Here is a 21755-nt window from a genome sequence, read left to right as displayed (position 1 = left end):
TGCTGATTATTCTTACTAAAGTGTTAAAAACAATATTTTTTATACTTTTCTAAATTATCAGAGAAAAATGAATTTTATATCTCATAATACTTTATGTATAATTATCCTTTTGTTTTTATCATAAAATAGCACTCTCTTCATAATAAAAATATGTAGGCTAAAATGAGTGCAAAGGTTAAGAAAGTATGTTACGATACATTTTGCTAAAAATAGATATCGGTAAAGAGGGGACGGACATGGCAGCAATTCAGGCAAAAAACGGGCCTACTAAGAAATTAAGTTTATTCTTATTAACATGGCCTATTTTTCTAGAAGTTTTTCTTTTTATGTTAATGGGGATCGCTGATACTTTCATGTTAAGTGCATTATCAGACGATGCTGTATCTGGGGTTGGTGCAGCGAATCAATACCTCCATATCGCTATTTTGGTACTAGAAGTCATCGGGAACGGCGCAGCTATCGTCGTATCTCAATACCTCGGTTCCAAACGCTTTATGGAAGCATCTAAAATATCAGCATTAGCCGTCACATTAAATTTAATAGTTGGGCTCGTTATAAGCGCTGGTTTTCTTTTATTTTCGAAACATATGATGCTCGCAATGAACTTACAAGGCGATGTACTAACGTATGCGCAAAACTACTTATCTATCGTCGGAGGAGCCATCTTCCTACAAGCTATTATTAACTCATTAGCCGCAATTATCCGTGTACACGGTTTTACAAAGCAAGCGATGTTTATTTCACTCGGAATGAATATGATTCATATCGCTGGAAACTATGTACTCATTTTCGGGAAATTTGGTTTCCCTGAGCTCGGTGTACAAGGGGCTGCCATTTCTTCTGCTGTCAGCCGACTTATAGCGCTTATTGTTTTCTTCTGGTTACTATACCGCGTTATGGAATATCGTGTAAAATTACAATATTATTTCACCTTATCAAAAGAATATATCGGGAAAATTTTAAAAATCGGGATTCCATCTGCTTTTGAGCAAGTTATGTATCAAGCTTGTCAAATTGTCTTCTTATACTATGCAACATATTTAGGAACGGAATCGTTAGCGGCTAGACAATACGCTACGAACATTTCTATGTTCACTTATTTATTCGCTATTGCAATTGGTATGGGAACAGCTATTATTATTGGCCGCCTCGTTGGTGGTGGCGAAAAAGATGAAGCATACGAACGCTTGTGGAAAAGTGTAAAATGGGCGATTGGTGTAACTTTATGTATGGTCGCTCTCGTTATTACATTCCGTACACAATTAATGGGACTGTTTACAGATAATCCGTACATTATCGGGTTAGGCGCAAGTGTTCTTTTACTAAGTGTACTACTTGAAACGGGACGTACGATGAATATCGTCATCATTAATTCGCTTCGTGCAGCTGGTGATGCAAAATATCCTGTTTTAATCGGTGCATTCTCTATGGTGTTAATGAGTTTACCACTAGGTTACTTTTTCGCCTTTCATTTAGATATGGGGCTCGTTGGTATTTGGCTAGCAATCGCCATCGACGAATGGACACGTGCCATTATTATGTTCTTCCGCTGGAAAAGTAGAGCATGGGAGCGTTATGCACTTGTTAAACCTGAAGAACAAGAGGAGAATGTTTCTGTTCAAGTTCAGTAATTTTGCATATGGATATCACTAATGATACATGAGATTTATATCGGCGATTCTTTAAATATATCGACTGACCGACAAATGTATACAATTCTTTTATATAGTAGAAAAAGAGCCATCCTTCCATAACAGAAGAATGGCTCTTTTTCTTATTGATAAATCTCTTTATATTTCTTGTACTCCGCTTCCGAACATAGTACGAAATGTCCTGGGCGAATTTCACGCATTGTTGGTGCCTCACTACCATAATTATGCTGTGATGGATCATATACGATACGTTTACGATTGCGCTCATAATCTGGATCTGGAAGTGGAATCGCTGATAATAGTGATTTCGTATATGGATGAATTGGATTCGCATATAATTCATCACTTGTTGTTAACTCAACGATTTGGCCACGGTACATTACACCAATACGATCACTAATGTATTTTACCATTGATAAATCATGGGCGATGAATAAGTATGTTAAACCTTTTTCTTTTTGTAACTTTTTCAGTAAGTTTACAACTTGCGCCTGAATCGATACGTCAAGTGCTGAGATCGGCTCATCGGCAATGATAAATTCTGGGTCTACAGCAAGCGCTCGAGCGATACCGATACGCTGACGTTGTCCACCTGAGAATTCGTGTGGGAAACGGTTTGCGTGCTCTTTATTTAAACCAACTGTGTTTAATAGTTCATGAACACGGTCCATGCGCTCTTTTTTACTTTTCGCTAATCCGTGAATATCAATACCTTCTGCGATAATATCCCCTACTGTCATACGAGGATTTAATGATGCGTATGGATCTTGGAAAATCATTTGCATTTTACGGTTGAATTTCTTCAGTTCTGCGCGTGATTTCTTACCATGTACATTTTCACCATCGAACAATACTTCACCAGCAGTTGCATCATATAAACGAATAATCGTTCTTCCAGTTGTCGATTTACCACAACCCGATTCTCCTACAAGACCAAATGTTTCTCCGCGGTAAATATCAAATGAAATATCATTAACCGCTTTGACAACACCACCACTCACGTCGAAGTGTTGCTTTACATTTTTTACTTCAATTAATTTCTCACGTTGTTTAGTCATGTTGTTCACCTGCTTTCATTTGAAGAATGCGTCTTTCAACGACTGCCGGCGGTTTTACTTCTGGAGCTTGCTCGTGAAGTAACCAAGTTGCCGCATAGTGCGTATCACTTACTTTAAATAAAGGTGGGTCCATTTCAAAGTCAATTTTCAGTGCCTGTGGGTTACGTGGTGCAAAAGCATCTCCCTTCGGCGGCTTCAATAAATCTGGAGGCGTTCCAGGGATTGCATATAACTCTTCTTCTGAACCATCTAAACTTGGCATAGATGCGATTAAACCCCAAGTATATGGATGTTTCGGATTGTAGAAAATTTCATCTACAGTTCCAATTTCAACAACTTTACCAGCGTACATAACTGCCACTCGGTCCGCAACGTTTGCTACTACACCTAAGTCATGCGTAATGAAAATGATTGCTGCTTCTGTTTTTTGCTGAATGTCTTTCATAAGTTCTAAAATTTGCGCCTGAATCGTAACGTCTAGCGCTGTTGTCGGCTCATCGGCAATTAATAATTTTGGGTTACAAGCTAACGCCATCGCAATAACTACACGCTGTCTCATACCACCTGAGAATTGGTGAGGATATTGTTTTAAACGAGCTTCTGGATTTGGAATACCTACAAGGTCAATTAATTCTAAAGCAACTTTACGTGCATCTGCTTTACTCATCCCTTGGTGTTTAATTAGACCTTCCATAATTTGATTTCCAATTGTCATCGTTGGATTTAATGATGTCATTGGATCTTGGAAAATCATCGCAATATCTTTACCGCGTACTTGCTGCATTTCTTTTTCTGTTAATTTCGTTAAGTCACGACCTTCAAATACGATTTCACCATTTTTAATGCGTCCAGGAGGATTCGGAATTAATCCCATTAACGCTTTAGAAGTAACTGATTTCCCTGAACCAGATTCTCCTACAATCGCCAATGTTTCTCCTTTTTTCAAATCAAAAGTAACGCCGCGTACAGCTTGTACTTCACCTGCATGTGTATCAAAGGAGACTTGTAAATCTTTTACCTCTAACAATGTTTTCATCTTTGCCTCTCCCCTCTTTTACTTACGCATTTTTGGATCTAACGCGTCGCGTAATCCGTCTGCCATTAAGTTAAACGCTAAAATTAATATACTGATGACAACCGCAGGGATGAACATCATATGCGGATACGTTTGAATAGATTTATAACCATCATTTACAAGAGAACCAAGTGACGCAAATGGTGGCTGAATTCCTAAACCGATGAAACTTAAGAACGCTTCACCAAACACCGCTGATGGAATTGTAAACATTGTCATTACGATAATAGGTCCCATTACGTTTGGAATTAAATGTTTCACAATTAATTGTGTATTTGTTGCACCTAATGTACGAGATGCTAATACATATTCTTGGTTTTTTAACTTTAAGATTTGTCCACGAACAATTCGCGACATCCCTATCCAACCTGTAATCGCCATCGCGAGTGTAATTGACCAAATACCAGATCCCATAATGATTACCATTAAAATAACGATGATTAAGTATGGAATACCGTTAATAATCTCCATAATACGTTGCATAATATTATCTACTCTACCGCCGTAGAATGCTGAAATACCTCCGTATGCAACCCCAATTACTAAGTCAATTGCTGCCGCTAAAAGAGCGATATATAATGATACGCGTGTACCTTCCCATGTTCTTGTCCATAAGTCACGGCCAAGATCATCTGTACCAAACCAGAAGTACTCTTTAATATCACGTTTTTCATATTGGTCAACACCATATTGATCTGTACCGTCAAATGGTAACCAATGAACATTTTCAATAACTGGAATTTTTGGTGGTAATTTCGCTCGACCTAAATCTTGCTCTTTATACGAGTGTTTACTTACCATCGGTCCAAAAATCGCTAATAGTGCAATGATAACTAATAATACAAGGCCAAGCATCGCACCTTTATGTTGGAATAAACGTCTTCTTACATCTTGCCAAAACGTTAGGCTTGGACGGGCAATGACTTCATTATCAACATTATTTTGATTGGCTTGTTGAAATAAATCTGGAGATAATTTTTGTACATCTTTCATCATTTTTTCCCTCCCGCTAAACGAATACGAGGATCAATAATTCCGTATAAAATATCGACAATGAAAATAACTAAAATGAAGATTGCACTATAGAAAATCGTAGTTCCCATAATAACTGTATAGTCATTTAAAGTAATCGATTTAACGAATTGTTCCCCAAGTCCTGGTACAGCATAAATTTGCTCGATAACAAGTGTTCCTGTAATTAATGCCGCAACCATTGGTCCTAAAATTGTTACAACTGGAATTAACGCGTTACGAAGTGCATGTTTGACAATAATAACGCCTTGGCTAATTCCTTTCGCTTTCGCTGTTAAAATGTAATCGGCTTGCATAACTTCAATTAATTCTGCACGAGAGAAACGTGCGATTGTTGCGATAACTCCCATCGATAATGCAATTGTAGGCATTACAGTAAACTCTGGTCCTTTCCAGAATGCTACTGGGAACCAGCCAAGTTTTACCCCTACGAAATATTGCAGTAATGCGGCGAATACGAATGATGGTACCGACATTCCGAGTACCGAAATAACTGTTGCACTATAATCTACCCACGTATTATTACGAAGTGCGGCAACAATACCTAAAATTAAACCGATAAATGTTCCTAATATAATCGCTTGTAAACCTAATTGGGCTGATGGTCCAATACGATCCACAATCATGTCTGTTACTGGGCGGTTATCATATTGGAATGATACCCCTAAATCACCTTTTGCTAGGTTACCTAAGTAACGTGCGTATTGAACTGGTACCGGATCATTCAATCCGTATTTTTCAAGAATGATTTCTTTTTGTGCCGGTGATAGCTTCTCCTGGTTTTTAAGCGGAGAACCCGGAAGTAATTTCATCAAAAAGAAAGTCAGTGTAGTAATTAAAAATAATGTCAAAGCCATGTACACGAAACGTTTTAATACATAACGTCCCATATCAAGCACCTCCCCGTTTTTCTCAAAAGCAATAAGATAGTTTAAAATATTCTTACTTTTATTTTTTTAAAATAAGAGCATATGCCCATCATAGGCATATACCCTTGTAAACGATGGAAAAAAAAGATTATTTTTGTTCAACAGATGCCCATTTGTAAGTTAATTTACCACCATAGTTAATTGGGATAATATCTTTTACGGCACCTTTTACTACATACGCTGAACCTTTTTGGAAGATTGGAGTGATAACTGCATCCTCTTTAATTAACATCTTCTCTACTTCTAGAAGGTTGTCCCAGCGAGCTTGTAAATCTTTTGTATCTGTTTTAGCTTTTAGGATTAACTCATCATATTTCTGATTAGAATACCCTGTTTTATTTTGAGAACCATTCGTAACAAACATATCTAAATATGAGATTGGATCTGGGAAATCTGGTCCCCAAATACCAAACGCAATATCATATTGCTGAGAATCTTCTAATTTATTTTTTTGTGCGAATGGTTGCTGTTTAATTTTAATTGATAAACCTGGTAAGTTCTTTTCCATCTCACCTTTTAAGAATTCCCCAACTTTTTTAGCATCTTCATTATCAAAGTTTAAGAATTCTAGTTCGATTTTATCAGTTCCAAGCTCTTTCTTCGCTGTTTCCCAAAGCTTTTTCGCTTCTTTTGGATTTGTTTCAACTAGCTTTCCATTTTCAGCTCGGAAATCTTTTTTATTCGGACCTTCAGCGAAATCTTTTCCAACAAATCCGTAAGCTCCAATTGCACCGTTATTTAAAATAACTTTTGCAATGTTATCACGGTCAAAGGACATTGAAATTGCTTTTCTTAAGTTTTTATTACTTAAGTACTGATTACTTTGATTAAATCTTAAGTAAGCAACCCCTGCTTCTTTTCTTGTTTGGAACTCTGGGCTTTTTCTAAACTTATCAACAAATTCAGACGTTAAAGCCGCCCGGTCAATCGCGTTTGTCTCATATAAATTTACATCAGTTGCTGTATTTTTTACAATATTAAAGTTGATTTCTTCGATTTTAACCGTTTTATTATCCCAATATGAAGGATTCTTCTTGAATTGGAAACTTTGTTCATGTTTCCAATCACTCATAACGAATGGACCGTTATATAATGTTGTATTTGCCTCTAAACCAAATTTATCACCTTGTGCTTTTACAAAGTTTTCATTTAGTGGGTAAAATACTGGATAAACTGTTAAATCGATAAAGTAAGGAACGGGATTGTCTAATTCTACTTCTAATGTATAATCATCAATCGCTTTTACACCTAATTGGTCAGCAGGTAATTCTTTTTTATGAATTTTCTCTGCATTTTTAATATCGAACATAATGTACGAATACGTTGCTTTTGTATCTGGATTTACTGCTCTTTTCCATGAATACACAAAATCTTTAGCTGTTACAGGTTCCCCATTCGACCATTTCGCATCTTTTCTTAATTTAAATATGTATTTCTTCCCATCATCTAGCTTTTCGACATCTTCTGCAACTCCAGGCATTCTCTTTTGATCTTTGCCAATACGATATAAACCTTCCATCGTATTATTTAATGCTGTAGAAGATGAAGAATCAGATGCTAATGATGCATCCATTGACGGAATTTCAGATAACTCTGTTAAATTAAGAATCTGTTTTCCGTTACTACTACTCGTAGCGTTCTCTTTCCCTTTTGCTTTTGCGTCATCTTTTTGGTAGCTACACGCGCTAAGCAACATACTTGCAGTTAAAGTTGATGCAAGTAATAACGGTATCTTTTTCTTCATGTTGTGTTGCCTCCCCTAATTGCACTTCCTGTACCCTCACTTGTTAAAAAGTAGAATTGAAAGAATAATCTCCAAGTTTCTACAATTTTCATTATACATATAATATAACAATTGTGAATATAGTTTTTTGTTTTTTTGTTAAAATTTTTAATAAAATATTTATATTTTTAATTTTTCGTAAAGGGATACATTAACATTGCTACCATCATCTTAAAATCAGACCTTTAATTGCGTATAATTTTCAAAAAATTAATCCTAGTACTTATTATAGCTTTTATAGTATAATAATTCTAGTAATATTTTGACGGAGGGGAATATTTTGAATAAAGTTTTTTTTCATACTTGTATACTAATTTTTATAGCGATGATTGCTTCTAGTATTGGTGCATTCCTCATTTCATCTCAATTTTTGTTGAACTTTGTCAACATTTTGTTTTATATTGCACTGTTTTTTATTCTGATCGGCGGGTTTTTATACATATTTCAAAATGGTTTTTTCAATGTAACCATTTACGCATTCCAAAGAGTATTTGGTACGAACAAAAAGATTGACTCTTTAATTGAAGAAGTCGAGGAACCTACAGATAAGAAAGAACGTATTTATAAAACATATTCATTCAAATGGACATATCCAATTTGTATTACAGGTATCTTCCTTGGGTTGTTCTCGACCCTCATTAGCTTTACTATTTTGATGTAGTTTGCAAACACTATCCCATATGATATAATAATCAGCAAAACATTTTGTTATAAAACTTTAGTTCTTTCATATTAAAAGAGCTCAAGTAACAATAAATAAATTTATATGTATGCGATGATAAAGAAGAGTACATATTGAGGCAATTTCAGAGAGCTTGTGGTTGGTGTGAACAAGTAATTGTACAGTATGGAATGGGCTTTTGAGCACCAAACCGAACCGAAAGTAGTAGGCTTTGGCGTTATATCCAAACGTTATTATGGATTAGAGAGATTTCACAGTAGTGAAATAATTAGGGTGGTACCACGGTCCATTCGTCCCTATAGTTTTTGGGATGAATGGGCTTTTTTGTTTGCCTTCTCTTCCCCACATCACGCATTCTATTTTAGGAGGAATTACTTATGTCAGTTATCTTTTCTGGTATTCAACCAAGTGGAACGATTACACTTGGAAACTATTTAGGAGCAATGAAGCAGTTTACAGAGCTTCAAAATGAACACGACTGTTATTTCTGTATTGTAAACCAACATGCGATTACAGTACCTCAAGATCCCGTCGGGCTTCGTAAAAACATCCGCAGTCTTGCTGCACTTTATGTAGCATGCGGCATCGATCCTGAAAAAGCTACTTTATTTGTACAATCAGAAGTACCAGCACACGCTCAACTAGGATGGATCATGCAATCTGTTGCTTACGTTGGAGAATTAGAACGTATGACGCAATATAAAGATAAAGCTTCTGGTAGAGATTCAGTTCCAGCTGGATTACTTACGTATCCACCATTAATGGCTGCTGATATTTTACTTTACAACACTGAAATCGTGCCGGTTGGTGATGACCAAAAGCAACATATCGAATTAACACGTGATTTAGCAGAGCGTTTCAACAAACGTTACCGCGAAATCTTCACAATGCCTGAAATTCGCATTCCAAAAGTAGGAGCTCGCGTTATGTCATTAACAGAGCCTACGAAAAAAATGAGTAAATCTGATCCGAATCCAAAATCAATGATTAGTATGCTTGATGAGCCAAAAACAATCGAAAAGAAAATTAAGAGTGCTGTAACTGACTCTGAAGGTATTGTGAAATTTGATAAGGAAAACAAACCTGGTATCTCTAATTTATTAACAATCTACTCTTCATTCTCTGGAAAAACAGTTGAAGAAATCGAAGCAATGTACGAAGGAAAAGGATACGGCGACTTCAAAGGCGACCTAGCGCAAGTAGTCGTAGAAGCAATTCGTCCAATCCAAGACAAATATAACGAACTAATCAACTCACCAGAACTAGACGAAATCCTAGACAAAGGTGCAGAAAAAGCAAACCGCGTTGCATTCAAACAACTACGCAAAGTAGAAAACGCAATGGGACTAAGCAGAAAACGTAGGTAACATATAAAGCGGAGGCGACTGCTTAGCCCTGACGGCTAAGGTTCTTTCCCACAGAAGGTGCTTTTTACCTTCTTGTGGGGAAGGTTCTTAGACGCGAAGGGTTAGGAGCCGGAGCTAGATTACATATAAAGCGGAGGCAGCTCGTTCAGCTCTGACTGGATAAGGTTCTTTCGCATAGAAGACGCTTTTTGTCTTCTTATGCGGAAGGTTCTTAGACAAGAAGAGCTCGCTGCCGGAGCTGGATTTCTACAAAAAGCGGAGGCGGCTCGTTCAGCTCTGACTGGATAAGGTTCTTTCGCATAGAAGACGCTTTTTGTCTTCTTATGCGGAAGGTTCTTAGACAAGAAGAGCTCGCTGCCGGAGCTGGATTTCTACAAAAAGCGGAGGCGGCTCGTTCAGCTCTGACTGGATAAGGTTCTTTCGCATAGAAGACGCTTTTTGTCTTCTTATGCGGAAGGTTCTTAGACAAGAAGAGCTTGCCGCTGGAACTAGATTACTACAAAATTAAAAAACCGCCAATTGGCGGTTTTTTAATTTACCTTTTGCTCATTTTCCATTTCCCATAACTTTTCAAAAAATGGCTGTCCTTTTACGAGACGCTCGCATAATTGTTCGTGCTTATCAGACCAGCCTGTTTTCGCTTCATCATACAGCTTAGCCCAAATATCTTCAAATTCCATATGTTGAACCATTCCATATGCTGATGGATCCCACTCTGTGAACCAATAGCGAATTTCTGCTGTATTTTTCGTTGTATGTAATTGATCTAACGCCATAAATAATAATTGTTTTAGCTGTCTTTCTTTACGAGTCAAGCCATTCATAATGAAAGGCGATGGTGATAAAATGTGATGTTCTTTTTCTGTTTCTTCTACTTGGAACTCATACTTTTCTGCTTGTACGTTTTCTACCATCTCATATACCATTTGCTCTTGGCGTGGTATAAGTCTACTTTTGCGAATTGGTACATTGTAACCAATTGTGTCAATGGCAATAATGCCTTTCCCATCTGTAACAACAAAGCAATACTCTTGCTGCAAACGTTCATGATTTTTACGAATATAAGCCTTATGATGTACGTCTTCCAGCATTTTTTGCGGAAGCTCTAACAATTCGTTCTCGATGTAATGATATAATGTGGCATCTACTTTTAATAATGGCACTTGATCTAATAGCTCAATCGTATCATCTTTCCGCCATTCGTAAAAATGACAAACGTTATACCCATTTTCTTCACCTTCAAACCAATTTACCCATACATCATGTAGATATAACATTCACTACCCCTCACTTCACTACTGTTTGTACCAATCATTATGTTCATTTTTGCTTAACTTTATTCCACTTGAGGAAATATATTCTAATTATTATTTTTTCTTCTATTAATACTAAAAAAACAGGAAATAGAATTCCTGTTTTTTTATATATGAAATGTATTTGCTTTATTCAATATTTCTTTTGCATCTATAGATAATAAAGAAAGTGTATCTTCTCCTTCCAAAGTTACACAATCTTTGACAATATGAAATCCAAGCGCATAGCCAAGCATCTTCGGATAAGAGTGAAAGCCATTTAATAAGATGTCATGTTCCCTTGTTCCTCGTTTTATACTTATTCTTTCATGTACAACATTTTTCCAATAATAAACAGCCTCTTCTTTTGAAAGATACGCCGTCCACGGTGCATTGTTTTTTTCTGTATACCTTTCTGTTACTGCTTGTTCCGCTAGCCCTTCCATAATCATCGTATCAAGTAATGTATATTCTGTTTCTTTCGTCTCAATTTGATGTAACCTGCATATGTGATGATATTCATGCGCCAATAACACTTTTAATTCTTCTACCGAATTCCGCCCACATACGAATAAGAAAATAACATGACGCATAGATAATCCAGCCCTACCGTTATACTCTTCTTGTACAGTTCGATTATAGGAATCTGATAATAAAATAAAGACAGGGACATCTGGACCTTTTAACCAATTTTTCAGTTTATCATACTCCAGGCTCAATTCTTTCCAAATTTCCTTTTCCTCTAATTCTTTAATTTCCTTTTCTCCGCGCATGATCGGGCGATACATCCCTTTTGAAATTAAAAAGCGATACAACCTTTCTTTTGGCAACGGAATATACTTCGTAAATTTCTCACAAAGTTTTTCTGGCCGTCCATAATATAAATGTAGCCATTCAGCTGTTTCAACAATCCCCATCTTTATCCCTCCTTTTTCTTATGTATATGCTACAGGAGAAAAAGGCGTAAAAATAAATAAGGAGTTTTTTCGCAATCTATTGCGAAAAAACTCCTTATTTCATCGATTATTTATACGATTTAAATACTAACACTGCGTTATGACCACCGAATCCTAATGAGTTACTTAATACTGCATTTACTTCTTGGTGTCTCGCTTGATTTGGTACGTAATCTAAGTCACATTCTGGATCTGGTGTCTCATAGTTAATTGTTGGAGGAATTACTCCGTCTGTAATTGATTTAATAGAGAAAATCGCTTCAACAGCACCAGCTGCTCCTAATAAGTGACCTGTCATTGATTTGGTTGAGCTAATCGCTACTTTATACGCGTGCTCGCCGAAAGTTTCTTTAATTGCCATCGTTTCATATTTTTCATTCGCATCAGTACTTGTACCGTGCGCATTAATGTAATCAATATCTTCTGGCTGTAGGCCTGCATCAGCTAAAGCTTGACGCATTGCACGCACTCCGCCTTCCCCACCAGGAGCAGGCATTGTAATATGGAACGCATCTCCAGTTGCACCATAACCAGCAATTTCCGCGTAAATGTGAGCACCGCGTGCTAATGCGTGCTCTAATTCTTCAAGAATTAGAATACCTGAACCTTCACCCATTACGAAACCGCTACGGTTTTTATCAAATGGACGGCAAGCCGTTGCTGGGTCTTCATTAAATGTTAATGCTTTCGCTGAGCTAAATCCTGCGAATGCCATACTTGTTAGCGGTGCTTCTGCTCCGCCTGTAATCATTGCATCAGCATCACCACGCTGAATTGCTTTAAATGCATCACCAATTGAGTTTGCACCAGATGCACAAGCCGTTACAGAACAAGTGTTAATTCCTTTTGCTCCTGTTGCGATCGATACTTGACCTGCTGCCATATCTGGAATCATCATCGGCACGAAGAATGGGCTCACGCGGCGTGGGCCTTTCTCAGTAAAAATCTTAAATTGTTCTTCGTATGTTTCCATACCGCCAATACCAGATCCAATCCATACACCAATTCGAGGTCCGTTTTCTTCTGTAATTTCAAGCTTTGCATCTGCAACTGCCATTTTCGCTGCCGCTACTGCATATTGTGTAAAGCGATCCATACGGCGCGCTTCTTTTTTATCAATATATTTCTCGACTTCAAAGTCGTTAATTTCCGCTGCTACTTTTGCTGGAAATAGTTCTGGATCAATTCTTGTAAGTCGCCCGATTCCAGATACACCCTTTTTAATGTTTTCCCACGCTGTTTCAACATCTGTTCCGACCGGTGTAACAGCTCCTAGTCCTGTAATTACGACCCTCTTTTTTTCCATACAAAATACACTCCTTTTTTTCTCTCAGTCCTTATTTACCCCAACGAAGAGCGACTGCTCCCCATGTTAATCCGCCGCCAAAACCAACAAGTATAATTAAATCACCGTCTTGAATACGTCCGTTTTGCAATTCCTCTACCATTGCAATCGGAATGGAAGAAGCTGATGTATTACCGAACTTCTCAATCGTCATACTCATTTTTTCTTGTGGTAAATTTAACCTCTCTCTTGCAGATTCCATAATACGAATGTTTGCTTGATGCGGTACTAAGAAATCCACATCTTCTTTCGTAAGACCAGCTTTATCTAAAACGCGAAGACAAGAATCACCAAGTTGACGAACGGCAAATTTAAACACTTCTCTGCCATTCATCATAACATACTCGTCTTGATAAAGGTGCTTGCCGCCACTTCCGTCTGCTCCTAATTCAAAAGATAGAACGCCTTTACCTTCTGAAACAGCTCCCATTACGACAGCACCGGCTCCGTCTCCAAATAGTACTGCTGTATTTCGATCGTTCCAGTCTACAATTTTAGATAGTTTATCACTACCAACTACTAATACATTTTTATACGTTCCTGTTTGAATAAATTGCTGCGCTGTAATCATTCCGTACATAAAACCAGCACATGCTGCACTTAAATCCATTGCAGCTGCATGTTTCGCTCCTATTGCTTCTTGAATTACACAAGCAACTGCTGGAAAAGCACGATCTGGTGTTACTGTTGCTACTAAAATAAGATCGATATCCTCTCCGCTAATTCCTGCATCTTCAAGTGCTTTTTTAGAAGCCTCTACGGCCATATATGAAGTATCTATTGTATCATCGGCAATGCGTCTTTCTGCAATTCCCGTTCTCGTACGAATCCATTCATCGGATGTTTCCATTATTTTCTCTAAATCGTGATTTGTGACTACTTTTTCTGGCACATATCTTCCGATCCCTAAAATGCCCACGTTCACATCGCAGCCCTCCGTTTTATATCAATTATTATGACTTGGTACTAATTTTAAAACATAAATGTATTTTTGTCTAGAATATATTTCGCATAAAACAGAAAGCTAACGCATTATTCACGTTATTTTTCATTAAAAGAAACAGAAACATACCTCTCAAATATAAAAAGACTCAAACCGCTTCTATTTACGGTTCGATCCTCTCTTTCATCTAAAAAGATGCTTTTTATTCTTTATCTGCTCTCCTTCTAAACTAGAGAGTTCTCCTCACTACTTTTCCTTTATCCTCTTCATATCTCTGGTTTTCCCCCAGGCAAGAATAAAAAAGGCCCTGACCGCTTCTATCCACGGTTCGGGCCTCTCTTCCATCTTAAAAGATGCTTTTTATTCTTCATCTGCTTTCCTTCTAAACTAGAGAGTTCTCCTCACTACTTTTCCTTTATCCTCTTCATATCTCTGGTTTTCCCCCAGGCGAGAATAAAAAAGGCCCTGACCGCTTCTATCCACGGTTCGGGCCTCTCTTCCATCTTAAAAAGATGCTTTTTATTCTTTTTATTCTTTTTATTCTTTATCTGCTTTCCCGAGCTCATAGGCCTCGTTCATAACTTTCATTAACAACTCTAACACCGGCTGTGCCTTCTCCATATCAAGTGCAATTCCATTATCATCTAAAATTGCCTTTGCTTCCGGTAAATGCTTCATTGCGATTTGTAAAAACTGCATGCTTTTTTCGTTCATATTATGCTCTTCCTCTCCATTAAAACTTTCACATACAATAGTGTAACACGCGTACTACCCTTCGTATAACTCTTTATATTTTTTCATGTGTGCCAGTTGCTTATTTAAACCGTATTCTAACGGAGTATTTCTTTTTATTGAAATTACCTCGATAGCCTCATCTCTTACTTCGTTATTATTTTTATTTACTTTATCATCCGCGCGTAAAAGATTCATACCTTTCTCCCATAATGACTGTTTACCACTAAGTAAATTGTATATACCAAGATGCGCCCCGTTCTTTCCATTTTCCCATAAGTATTCACATACATCTTCAACGTAAAGTAAATCATTCCCCTTTTCCTCAATCGTACAACGGCACTCTTTTTCACCTAATTCTGATAAAATAAGCTGATGAAACATCATAAAGGACGGTTGCCACGGTCCATATAATGTTGGAACTCGAAATACACTATATTGTAAACTCCCTTTTTTCAATCCTTCTTCTACTTTCAAAAATAGGCGCTTATTTTCGGATTCATCTGTACTGCCTACCTCAATAGAAGAAATTAAGTTTAACTTCACTTTTTGTTCTTCACACATTCTTATAATTCGCTTTAAATATTGTAATATGACTCTTTCATTCCGAAATCCACTTTGCTGATTTGGCTCATATAAGCAAAAGTAAACAGTATCGAATCTCTCTTCCTCAACCGATCTCCATCCATCTTCATCTCTTATCGAATAATACGTAAATAACGCATTTCGCCCAATTAATAATAACTTCTCTTCATTAATTTTCGTCATACTATCGAATTCATCAAAATCAAGACCATACACTTCCACTTCTTCTTCAATCATTTTATTTACAAGGTGATAACCTACAAACGTAAGTGCACCTACAATTAGCACGCGTTCCATACCACCAACCCTTTCCCTCTGAAACAAATAGCTCCTCATTTATGTATATGGGAGCTTCATAATTCTTCTTCATATTTTTTAAAGAAATCGGTCGTTTGCCTAACCATTTTATATTTCACATCTTGCAGATGGAACAAGACAGAAGTATCACATTGATTTAGTTGCCTCATTTTCTCATATCTACGCAACTGCTGTTTTCTTCCTCTTTTTTCTTGTGTTGATACGAAAATTTTAACAGGTACACAAGATGGAAGAAGCGTAAATGATTTCTTATTTATTTTTGATTCTAATTCTTCTTCTTTGGCATCATACGCCAAACTTAATTCCTTCACGAGTCTCTTGTAAAAAAACTTATGCTCTTTCTCAAACTCCACATATTCTGGTAAATCTAAACACGGATTTAACATAATGACAGAGCGTATACACTCAGGGTATTTGTTCATCATTTCGAGTGCTACAAGTGCTCCCATACCATCTGCCATAATGTGCATTTTCGCATTCAATGTCTCTTTTCTCAACACAACGTCATATAAACGTTTCGCTAGACGAACAGATTGGTCGTTTCCCCAATGTCTTCCGTATAAATTAGAAGAAAAGACTGTGTAGCCTTGCTCAATAAGGCCATGTAAAAAATAAGATCTACCCGCATGCTGTGTCCATAAACTTGTACCATTCTCAATAAAGTAGTTATAATCACCGAGGAGCATAACAGAAAATCCATTTGGCTTCTCCGGTAAATAAATGACACATGGTTCTTTTTCTAAGTAAAAAAAACGTTCCGTAATACTCATTTTTCCCCCGCCTTATTTTCTAAACATATAAAACCACTCTTTTATAATGTATGAACGGAATGCAAATTTGCGTTGAAAAATCTACAAATATTTTTCTATATTCTTTTTTCAATTGTGTTACAATAAGGACAGATTGAACGAATAGAGGTGTAAAATATGCGTTTCATTTGGGCATTAATTTGGTCGTTCTTACTTGTACATATGATGAGCTATGTAATCGGCTCTATGACTGGCGGTACATACGACTTTAACCAAGCGTCTATTTTCTCAGTTGTTCTTGCTGTGTTAGTACTAGCAATTTCAGCTGCAATTCCAAACGAGCCAGTAGAACAACACTAAAAAAAGAGTCCGGATTTTATCCGAACTCTTTTTTATTTTTATTTCACATGAACGACTAATTCGTTATTTTCTACATCAACAACTACGTGACTATTATCAGTAATTGTTCCTGCAATTAATTCTCGTGCTAATTTCGTTTCCACTTGACGCTGTACGTATCGTTTTAATGGACGAGCTCCGTACATTGGGTCGAAACCGGCTTCCACAACAAATTCTTTTGCTGCATCTGTTAATTCTACTGTAATGTGACGGTCAGCTAGACGACCTTGTAGTTCTTTTACAATTTTATCAACAATGCCTTTAATTTCATTCGTTGTAAGAGGTTTGAATAAAATAATTTCATCCACACGGTTTAAAAATTCAGGGCGGAAATGTCCTCTTAATTGCCCCATTACAAGGTCTCTTGATTCCTCTTTAATGGAACCATCTTCTTCTAATCCATCTAGTAAATGAGCAGATCCAATATTTGAAGTCATAATAATAACTGTATTTTTAAAGTCCACTGTACGGCCCTGTGAATCTGTAATGCGTCCATCATCTAACATTTGTAATAAAATGTTGAATACTTCTGGATGTGCTTTTTCAATTTCATCTAATAAAACAACGGAATATGGTTTACGTCTTACCGCTTCTGTTAATTGACCGCCTTCTTCATATCCTACATATCCAGGAGGTGCACCAATTAAGCGTGACACGGCGTGTTTTTCCATATACTCAGACATGTCAATGCGAATCATTTGCTCTTCACTATCGAATAAAGACTGGGCTAACGTTTTTGCAAGTTCTGTTTTACCAACACCTGTTGGTCCTAAGAAGATGAAAGAACCAATCGGGCGGTTCGGATCTTTAATACCAGCGCGAGCACGAAGAACTGCGTCTGACACTAAGCTTACTGCTTCCTCTTGTCCGATGACACGCTCTGATAAGATTTGCTCTAAGCGTAATAATTTCTCGCGTTCACCTTCCACGAGTTTCGCAACAGGAATACCAGTCCAGCGTGAAACAATATCTGCAATTTCTTCTTCACTTACTTCCTCACGTAATAAACGAGTTTCTTGTTTATTATGCGCGCCCATTTCTTCCGCTTCTTTTAACTCTTTTTCAATTGCGGGAATTTTCCCGTGACGAAGTTCGGCTGCTTTATTTAAATCGTAATTGCCTTCTGCTTCTTCTAATTCACGACGCAAACGTTCTAAATGTTCACGTAAGTCACGAACTTTGTGAATGTCTTCTTTTTCTTTCTCCCATTTCGCTCTCATGCCACTTGCAACTTCTTTTAAATCCGATAATTCACGTTGCAATGTTTTTAGACGCTCTTGGCTACCACGATCCGTTTCTTTCCCAAGAGCCGCTTCTTCAATTTCCAGCTGCATAATGCGGCGCGTTACTTCATCTAATTCTGTTGGCATAGAATCAATTTCTGTACGAATTGTTGCACACGCTTCATCAACAAGGTCAATTGCTTTATCAGGTAAGAAGCGATCTGAAATATATCGATCTGATAAAACTGACGCTGCTACAATCGCACGGTCATGAATATTTACACCGTGATAAATTTCAAAGCGTTCTTTTAATCCACGTAAAATGGAAATTGTATCTTCAACAGTTGGTTCTTCTGCTAATACTTGTTGGAAACGTCTTTCTAGCGCTGGATCTTTCTCAATATATTTGCGATATTCATCGAGCGTCGTCGCCCCGATACAATGCAGTTCACCGCGCGCAAGCATCGGTTTTAACATATTTCCTGCATCCATGGCTCCTTCTGTTTTACCAGCTCCAACTATTGTATGAAGTTCATCAATGAATAATAAAATGCGTCCTTCACTCTTTTTAATTTCATTTAATACAGCTTGCAGACGCTCTTCGAACTCACCACGGAATTTCGCACCAGCTACGAGTGCACTCATATCTAACGCAAAAATCGTTCTATCTTTCAATCCTTCAGGTACATCCTTTTTCACGATACGCTGTGCTAGCCCTTCAACGATTGCTGTTTTACCAACACCTGGCTCCCCAATTAAAACAGGATTGTTTTTCGTTTTACGTGAAAGAATACGGATTACACGTCGTATTTCACTATCACGGCCGATTACAGGATCAATTTTCCCTGCTCTCACTTCCGCCACTAAATCACGACCATATTTTTCTAACGCTTCATAAGTTGCTTCTGGATTTTGACTCGTCACTCTTTGATTCCCCCGAACTGTCATTAAAGACTGTAATAAGTTATCTTTCGTAATATGCAATCTTGTAAACAATTGATTTATATCGCCTTTTTCTTCAGAAAAAGCAAGCAATACATGTTCTACTGAAATGTAATCATCCTGCAGTTTTTCTGCTTCTTTTCCTGCTCTTACAAGAAGTTGTTGCAGAGCGCTCGTTACATACAATTTTCCAACTTCTGCACCGCTCCCCGTTACAGAAGGTTTCTTTTTAATTAAACTTTCAGCACCTTGCTTTAATGCTTCTATATCAACATTCATTTTTTGAAATATACGTACTGCTAATCCATCCTGCTCTTCTAATAATGCAAGTAATAGATGAACAGTATCCACCTCTTGGTGATGATGAGATACCGCTAAAGATTGGGCACTCATAATCGCCTCTTGTGTTTTTGTTGTCATTTGATTTAAGTCCATCTTTACAGCCCTCCAAAAGTTTGACTTTCTTTGACCTTTTATTTGATTATACGCCAACTGACTTTTTTATACAATAATTTTGCCTATGTATTTTCAAACTTATTATTTGAAAAAGAAAAAGAGAGCATTCATTATACTGCTAAAAAATACGGTAAATGAAATTACAATGTGTAACGACAAAAAAGCCGCAATAATGATTGCGGCTTCTGTTACGGTTTTCTTTTATATGTCCACTGGCGGTTATGATTCGTGTTATCCGGAAACTTTTCACCGGCAGTTAATTTCACCATTTGCGGATCTTTCACCATACTTCCCGTTTCACCAATTTCTACGTAAATGCCATCATTCGGCGCTTTTTGTCCAGAACGAAACCTGCGATTTTGTCCCATCTTCATTCTCCTTCCATGACGTCTTGCCTCATTAGTATATCCATTTTAAAAGAAAGCTTTTCTGTCATGTTTAGGAAACAGTACTACATCTCATTCTTGTACATATATATGAATGACACAAGCGTAAGCAGGGATTTCTTTCCTACCTGTAGAAAAAAAAGAAACCAACCTACTCTAGGCTAGTTTCAAAGGAGAGTCAAACATATACGAGAAGATTACATGTTCATTATATGCCTCATCACACGAGCAATGTAACCCTTTTCACAATTTGTACATAATGAAAGAAACATTGTTTGAACTTTCTAAAAAGATGTTGACTTTTCTTAATTTCCAACGATAAATAGTAGACACCACAGCACTTTGAGACGTAAGATGGATATATAGTGAAATTTCCATCTATGGTGATTTCACCGAGTCTAACCTCTTATTTCTGCATATTAAAAACGGAAATACAGATAGATACAAAAAAATTATTATAAGAGGTGAAATTATGAACAAACAACATTTAATCGCATTAGACTTAGACGGCACTTTATTAACAGACAACAAAATAATTTCCACTCGAACGAAACATACAATTGCAAAAGCAAAGGAACAGGGACATATTGTCGTTATTTCAACAGGACGTCCATTCCGTGCTAGTTATGATTACTATAAAGAACTTGATCTTAACACACCTATCGTAAACTTTAACGGCGCTTACGTACATCATCCTCTTGATTCAAACTGGGGAACACATCACTCTCCTCTTGAGCTAGCAACAGCGCAAGAAATTGTCCGAGCTTGCTTTGATTTTGGCGTAAAAAATATATACGCGGAAGTAATGGACGATGTGTATGTTCGTGAAATTGATGAAGATAAAAAACATATTTTCGAATTCGGCTCTCCTAAGATTTTTACGGGAGACTTATTAAATATTTTAAACGATCATCCAACTTGCTTATTAATTGACGCACATGACGAGCATTCTACTGCAATTCGTCAACATTTAACCGATATGCATGCGGAAGTAATCGACCATAGAAAATGGGGCGCACCTTGGCCGATTATTGAAATTGTGAAAAGCGGATTAAATAAAGCAGTTGGATTACAAAAAATTTCTAGTCATTACAACATTCCACAAGAGCGCATTATCGCTTTCGGTGATGAAGATAATGATTTTGAAATGATTGAATTTGCTGGTCACGGCATCGCAATGGGAAATGCCATCCCTGAATTAAAATCACTCGCAAACCATACGACGTTAACGAACGAAGAAGATGGTATTGCTTTATATTTAGAAGAGGTTCTTGGGTTGTAATCTAAAAATTCCCTACTTATAGTTTCCTGCCAAATGTCCATACTATAAGTAGACGCATGAGACATTGCGTCGATTGTTTTCAGCTAAATAAAGGGGGTTTTTCGAATGGGTAAAAAGAACAAATCAAAACGTTTTATCCAACAAGGAGCCGATGCTGTTATGAAGCATGATGCAAGATTCCCGTACAGAGGTACATTAGCTGAGGCAGAAAAAGCAAGAAGTAACTCTTCTTTTGGAGGGGTTTAAATGGGGAACTTACTATTCCAACAAGCTAGAGACGCTGTTGAAAATGCCGTATCTTGTTCAAGCGGTACTGAGCAACAAGATCTCGTGTATAGAGCAAAAAATGCTTTGCAATCCGCTTACGCAAACTCTTCAACTGCTGAAAAAGTTCAGCTCCGTGAAATGCAAGAGCAATTGCAAAACATTACGAATTTACATTAAAAAAGAGGACCAACTTGGTATTATCCCCTATAGGTAGACAGTAAAAAAAGAGTCCATCTGATATGATGGACTCAATACTGTTTTATCTGGAGGGGATTTTTTTATGGCAAGAAAAGGACAATCAT

Annotated in this window: 21 protein-coding genes and 1 other annotated feature; of the genes, 7 read left to right on the top strand and 14 right to left on the bottom strand. The window is 37.2% G+C overall.

Annotated features, from left to right (window positions below):
- Window positions 1–185: 185 nt before the first annotated feature.
- Window positions 186–1631 carry an MATE family efflux transporter gene (locus tag MR136_RS19560; RefSeq protein WP_031312062.1) on the top strand — a complete coding sequence of 482 codons (1446 nt, stop codon included), beginning with the start codon at window positions 186–188 and terminating at the stop codon, window positions 1629–1631.
- Window positions 1632–1774: 143 nt separating this feature from the next.
- On the opposite strand, the gene MR136_RS19555 is transcribed toward MR136_RS19560, so the two are convergent.
- The 5 genes from MR136_RS19555 to MR136_RS19535 all read right to left on the bottom strand — a co-directional run bounded on the left by MR136_RS19555 (window position 1775) and on the right by MR136_RS19535 (window position 7490).
- Window positions 1775–2710 (bottom strand): ABC transporter ATP-binding protein, encoded by a 936-nt coding sequence (locus MR136_RS19555; protein WP_000166348.1) that lies wholly within the window; start codon window positions 2708–2710, stop codon window positions 1775–1777.
- Window positions 2703–3746, bottom strand: a complete 1044-nt coding sequence (locus tag MR136_RS19550; RefSeq protein ID WP_000854347.1) for an ABC transporter ATP-binding protein — start codon at window positions 3744–3746, stop codon at window positions 2703–2705. The genes MR136_RS19555 and MR136_RS19550 overlap by 8 nt, the downstream gene beginning before the upstream one ends.
- Before the next feature lie 18 nt (window positions 3747–3764).
- Window positions 3765–4781 carry an oligopeptide ABC transporter permease gene (gene opp3C, locus MR136_RS19545; protein ID WP_000974106.1) on the bottom strand — a complete coding sequence of 339 codons (1017 nt, stop codon included), beginning with the start codon at window positions 4779–4781 and terminating at the stop codon, window positions 3765–3767.
- Window positions 4778–5707 carry an oligopeptide ABC transporter permease gene (gene opp3b / locus MR136_RS19540; RefSeq protein WP_000534167.1) on the bottom strand — a complete coding sequence of 310 codons (930 nt, stop codon included), beginning with the start codon at window positions 5705–5707 and terminating at the stop codon, window positions 4778–4780. The genes opp3C and opp3b overlap by 4 nt, the downstream gene beginning before the upstream one ends.
- Before the next feature lie 127 nt (window positions 5708–5834).
- Window positions 5835–7490, bottom strand: a complete 1656-nt coding sequence (locus tag MR136_RS19535) for a peptide ABC transporter substrate-binding protein (protein ID WP_000727217.1) — start codon at window positions 7488–7490, stop codon at window positions 5835–5837.
- A gap of 319 nt (window positions 7491–7809) precedes the next feature.
- Between MR136_RS19535 and MR136_RS19530 the strand changes: the two genes are divergently transcribed.
- Window positions 7810–8190 (top strand): DUF3899 domain-containing protein, encoded by a 381-nt coding sequence (locus MR136_RS19530; RefSeq protein ID WP_001044997.1) that lies wholly within the window; start codon window positions 7810–7812, stop codon window positions 8188–8190.
- A 105-nt stretch (window positions 8191–8295) separates the two neighbouring features.
- Window positions 8296–8512: a binding site (T-box leader), on the top strand.
- 76 nt (window positions 8513–8588) lie between these two features.
- Window positions 8589–9578, top strand: a complete 990-nt coding sequence (gene trpS, locus MR136_RS19525; RefSeq protein ID WP_000110982.1) for a tryptophan--tRNA ligase — start codon at window positions 8589–8591, stop codon at window positions 9576–9578.
- Between the two features lie 530 nt (window positions 9579–10108).
- Here trpS and MR136_RS19520 read toward each other — a convergent pair.
- From MR136_RS19520 to MR136_RS19490, 7 genes are all read right to left on the bottom strand, one after another.
- The gene (locus MR136_RS19520) at window positions 10109–10855 is read right to left on the bottom strand and encodes a YjbA family protein (RefSeq protein WP_000966127.1); all 747 of its coding nucleotides are present in this window, start codon (window positions 10853–10855) and stop codon (window positions 10109–10111) included.
- 143 nt (window positions 10856–10998) lie between these two features.
- A complete protein-coding gene (locus MR136_RS19515) occupies window positions 10999–11787 on the bottom strand; it encodes a DUF2268 domain-containing putative Zn-dependent protease (RefSeq protein ID WP_000513277.1) in 789 nt (262 codons plus the stop codon).
- A gap of 106 nt (window positions 11788–11893) precedes the next feature.
- Window positions 11894–13132 (bottom strand): beta-ketoacyl-ACP synthase II, encoded by a 1239-nt coding sequence (gene fabF / locus MR136_RS19510; protein WP_000412656.1) that lies wholly within the window; start codon window positions 13130–13132, stop codon window positions 11894–11896.
- A gap of 31 nt (window positions 13133–13163) precedes the next feature.
- Complete coding sequence (fabH, locus tag MR136_RS19505; protein WP_001100547.1) at window positions 13164–14096, bottom strand: beta-ketoacyl-ACP synthase III; 933 nt, start codon at window positions 14094–14096, stop codon at window positions 13164–13166.
- A 555-nt stretch (window positions 14097–14651) separates the two neighbouring features.
- The gene (locus MR136_RS19500; protein ID WP_001986215.1) at window positions 14652–14828 is read right to left on the bottom strand and encodes a ComZ family protein; all 177 of its coding nucleotides are present in this window, start codon (window positions 14826–14828) and stop codon (window positions 14652–14654) included.
- Window positions 14829–14882: 54 nt separating this feature from the next.
- Window positions 14883–15755, bottom strand: a complete 873-nt coding sequence (locus MR136_RS19495) for an NAD-dependent epimerase/dehydratase family protein (RefSeq protein ID WP_031312060.1) — start codon at window positions 15753–15755, stop codon at window positions 14883–14885.
- Window positions 15756–15784: 29 nt separating this feature from the next.
- Complete coding sequence (locus MR136_RS19490) at window positions 15785–16519, bottom strand: lipase family protein (RefSeq protein WP_000028712.1); 735 nt, start codon at window positions 16517–16519, stop codon at window positions 15785–15787.
- A 156-nt stretch (window positions 16520–16675) separates the two neighbouring features.
- Here MR136_RS19490 and MR136_RS19485 point away from each other — a divergent pair, with 156 nt between their 5' ends.
- The gene (locus MR136_RS19485) at window positions 16676–16858 is read left to right on the top strand and encodes a YjzD family protein (RefSeq protein ID WP_001211116.1); all 183 of its coding nucleotides are present in this window, start codon (window positions 16676–16678) and stop codon (window positions 16856–16858) included.
- A gap of 38 nt (window positions 16859–16896) precedes the next feature.
- Here MR136_RS19485 and clpB read toward each other — a convergent pair whose 3' ends face one another.
- Both clpB and MR136_RS19475 read right to left on the bottom strand, forming a co-directional pair.
- Complete coding sequence (gene clpB / locus MR136_RS19480; protein WP_000365403.1) at window positions 16897–19497, bottom strand: ATP-dependent chaperone ClpB; 2601 nt, start codon at window positions 19495–19497, stop codon at window positions 16897–16899.
- A gap of 209 nt (window positions 19498–19706) precedes the next feature.
- Complete coding sequence (locus tag MR136_RS19475; RefSeq protein WP_000531421.1) at window positions 19707–19886, bottom strand: YjzC family protein; 180 nt, start codon at window positions 19884–19886, stop codon at window positions 19707–19709.
- 490 nt (window positions 19887–20376) lie between these two features.
- Here MR136_RS19475 and MR136_RS19470 point away from each other — a divergent pair, with 490 nt between their 5' ends.
- From MR136_RS19470 to MR136_RS19460, 3 genes are all read left to right on the top strand, one after another.
- Window positions 20377–21186, top strand: coding sequence for a Cof-type HAD-IIB family hydrolase (locus MR136_RS19470; RefSeq protein ID WP_001041232.1), 810 nt, complete (start codon window positions 20377–20379; stop codon window positions 21184–21186).
- A gap of 105 nt (window positions 21187–21291) precedes the next feature.
- Window positions 21292–21432, top strand: coding sequence for a hypothetical protein (locus tag MR136_RS19465; RefSeq protein ID WP_000516816.1), 141 nt, complete (start codon window positions 21292–21294; stop codon window positions 21430–21432).
- Window positions 21433–21630 (top strand): DUF3813 domain-containing protein, encoded by a 198-nt coding sequence (locus tag MR136_RS19460; protein ID WP_000527407.1) that lies wholly within the window; start codon window positions 21433–21435, stop codon window positions 21628–21630.
- Window positions 21631–21755 lie beyond the last annotated feature (125 nt).

The organism is Bacillus cereus group sp. BfR-BA-01311, assembly GCF_022664295.1.
Taxonomy (GTDB): domain Bacteria; phylum Bacillota; class Bacilli; order Bacillales; family Bacillaceae_G; genus Bacillus_A; species Bacillus_A cereus.
Note: the sequence above shows the minus strand (reverse complement) of the source record. Positions and strands in the feature narration are given on the sequence as shown.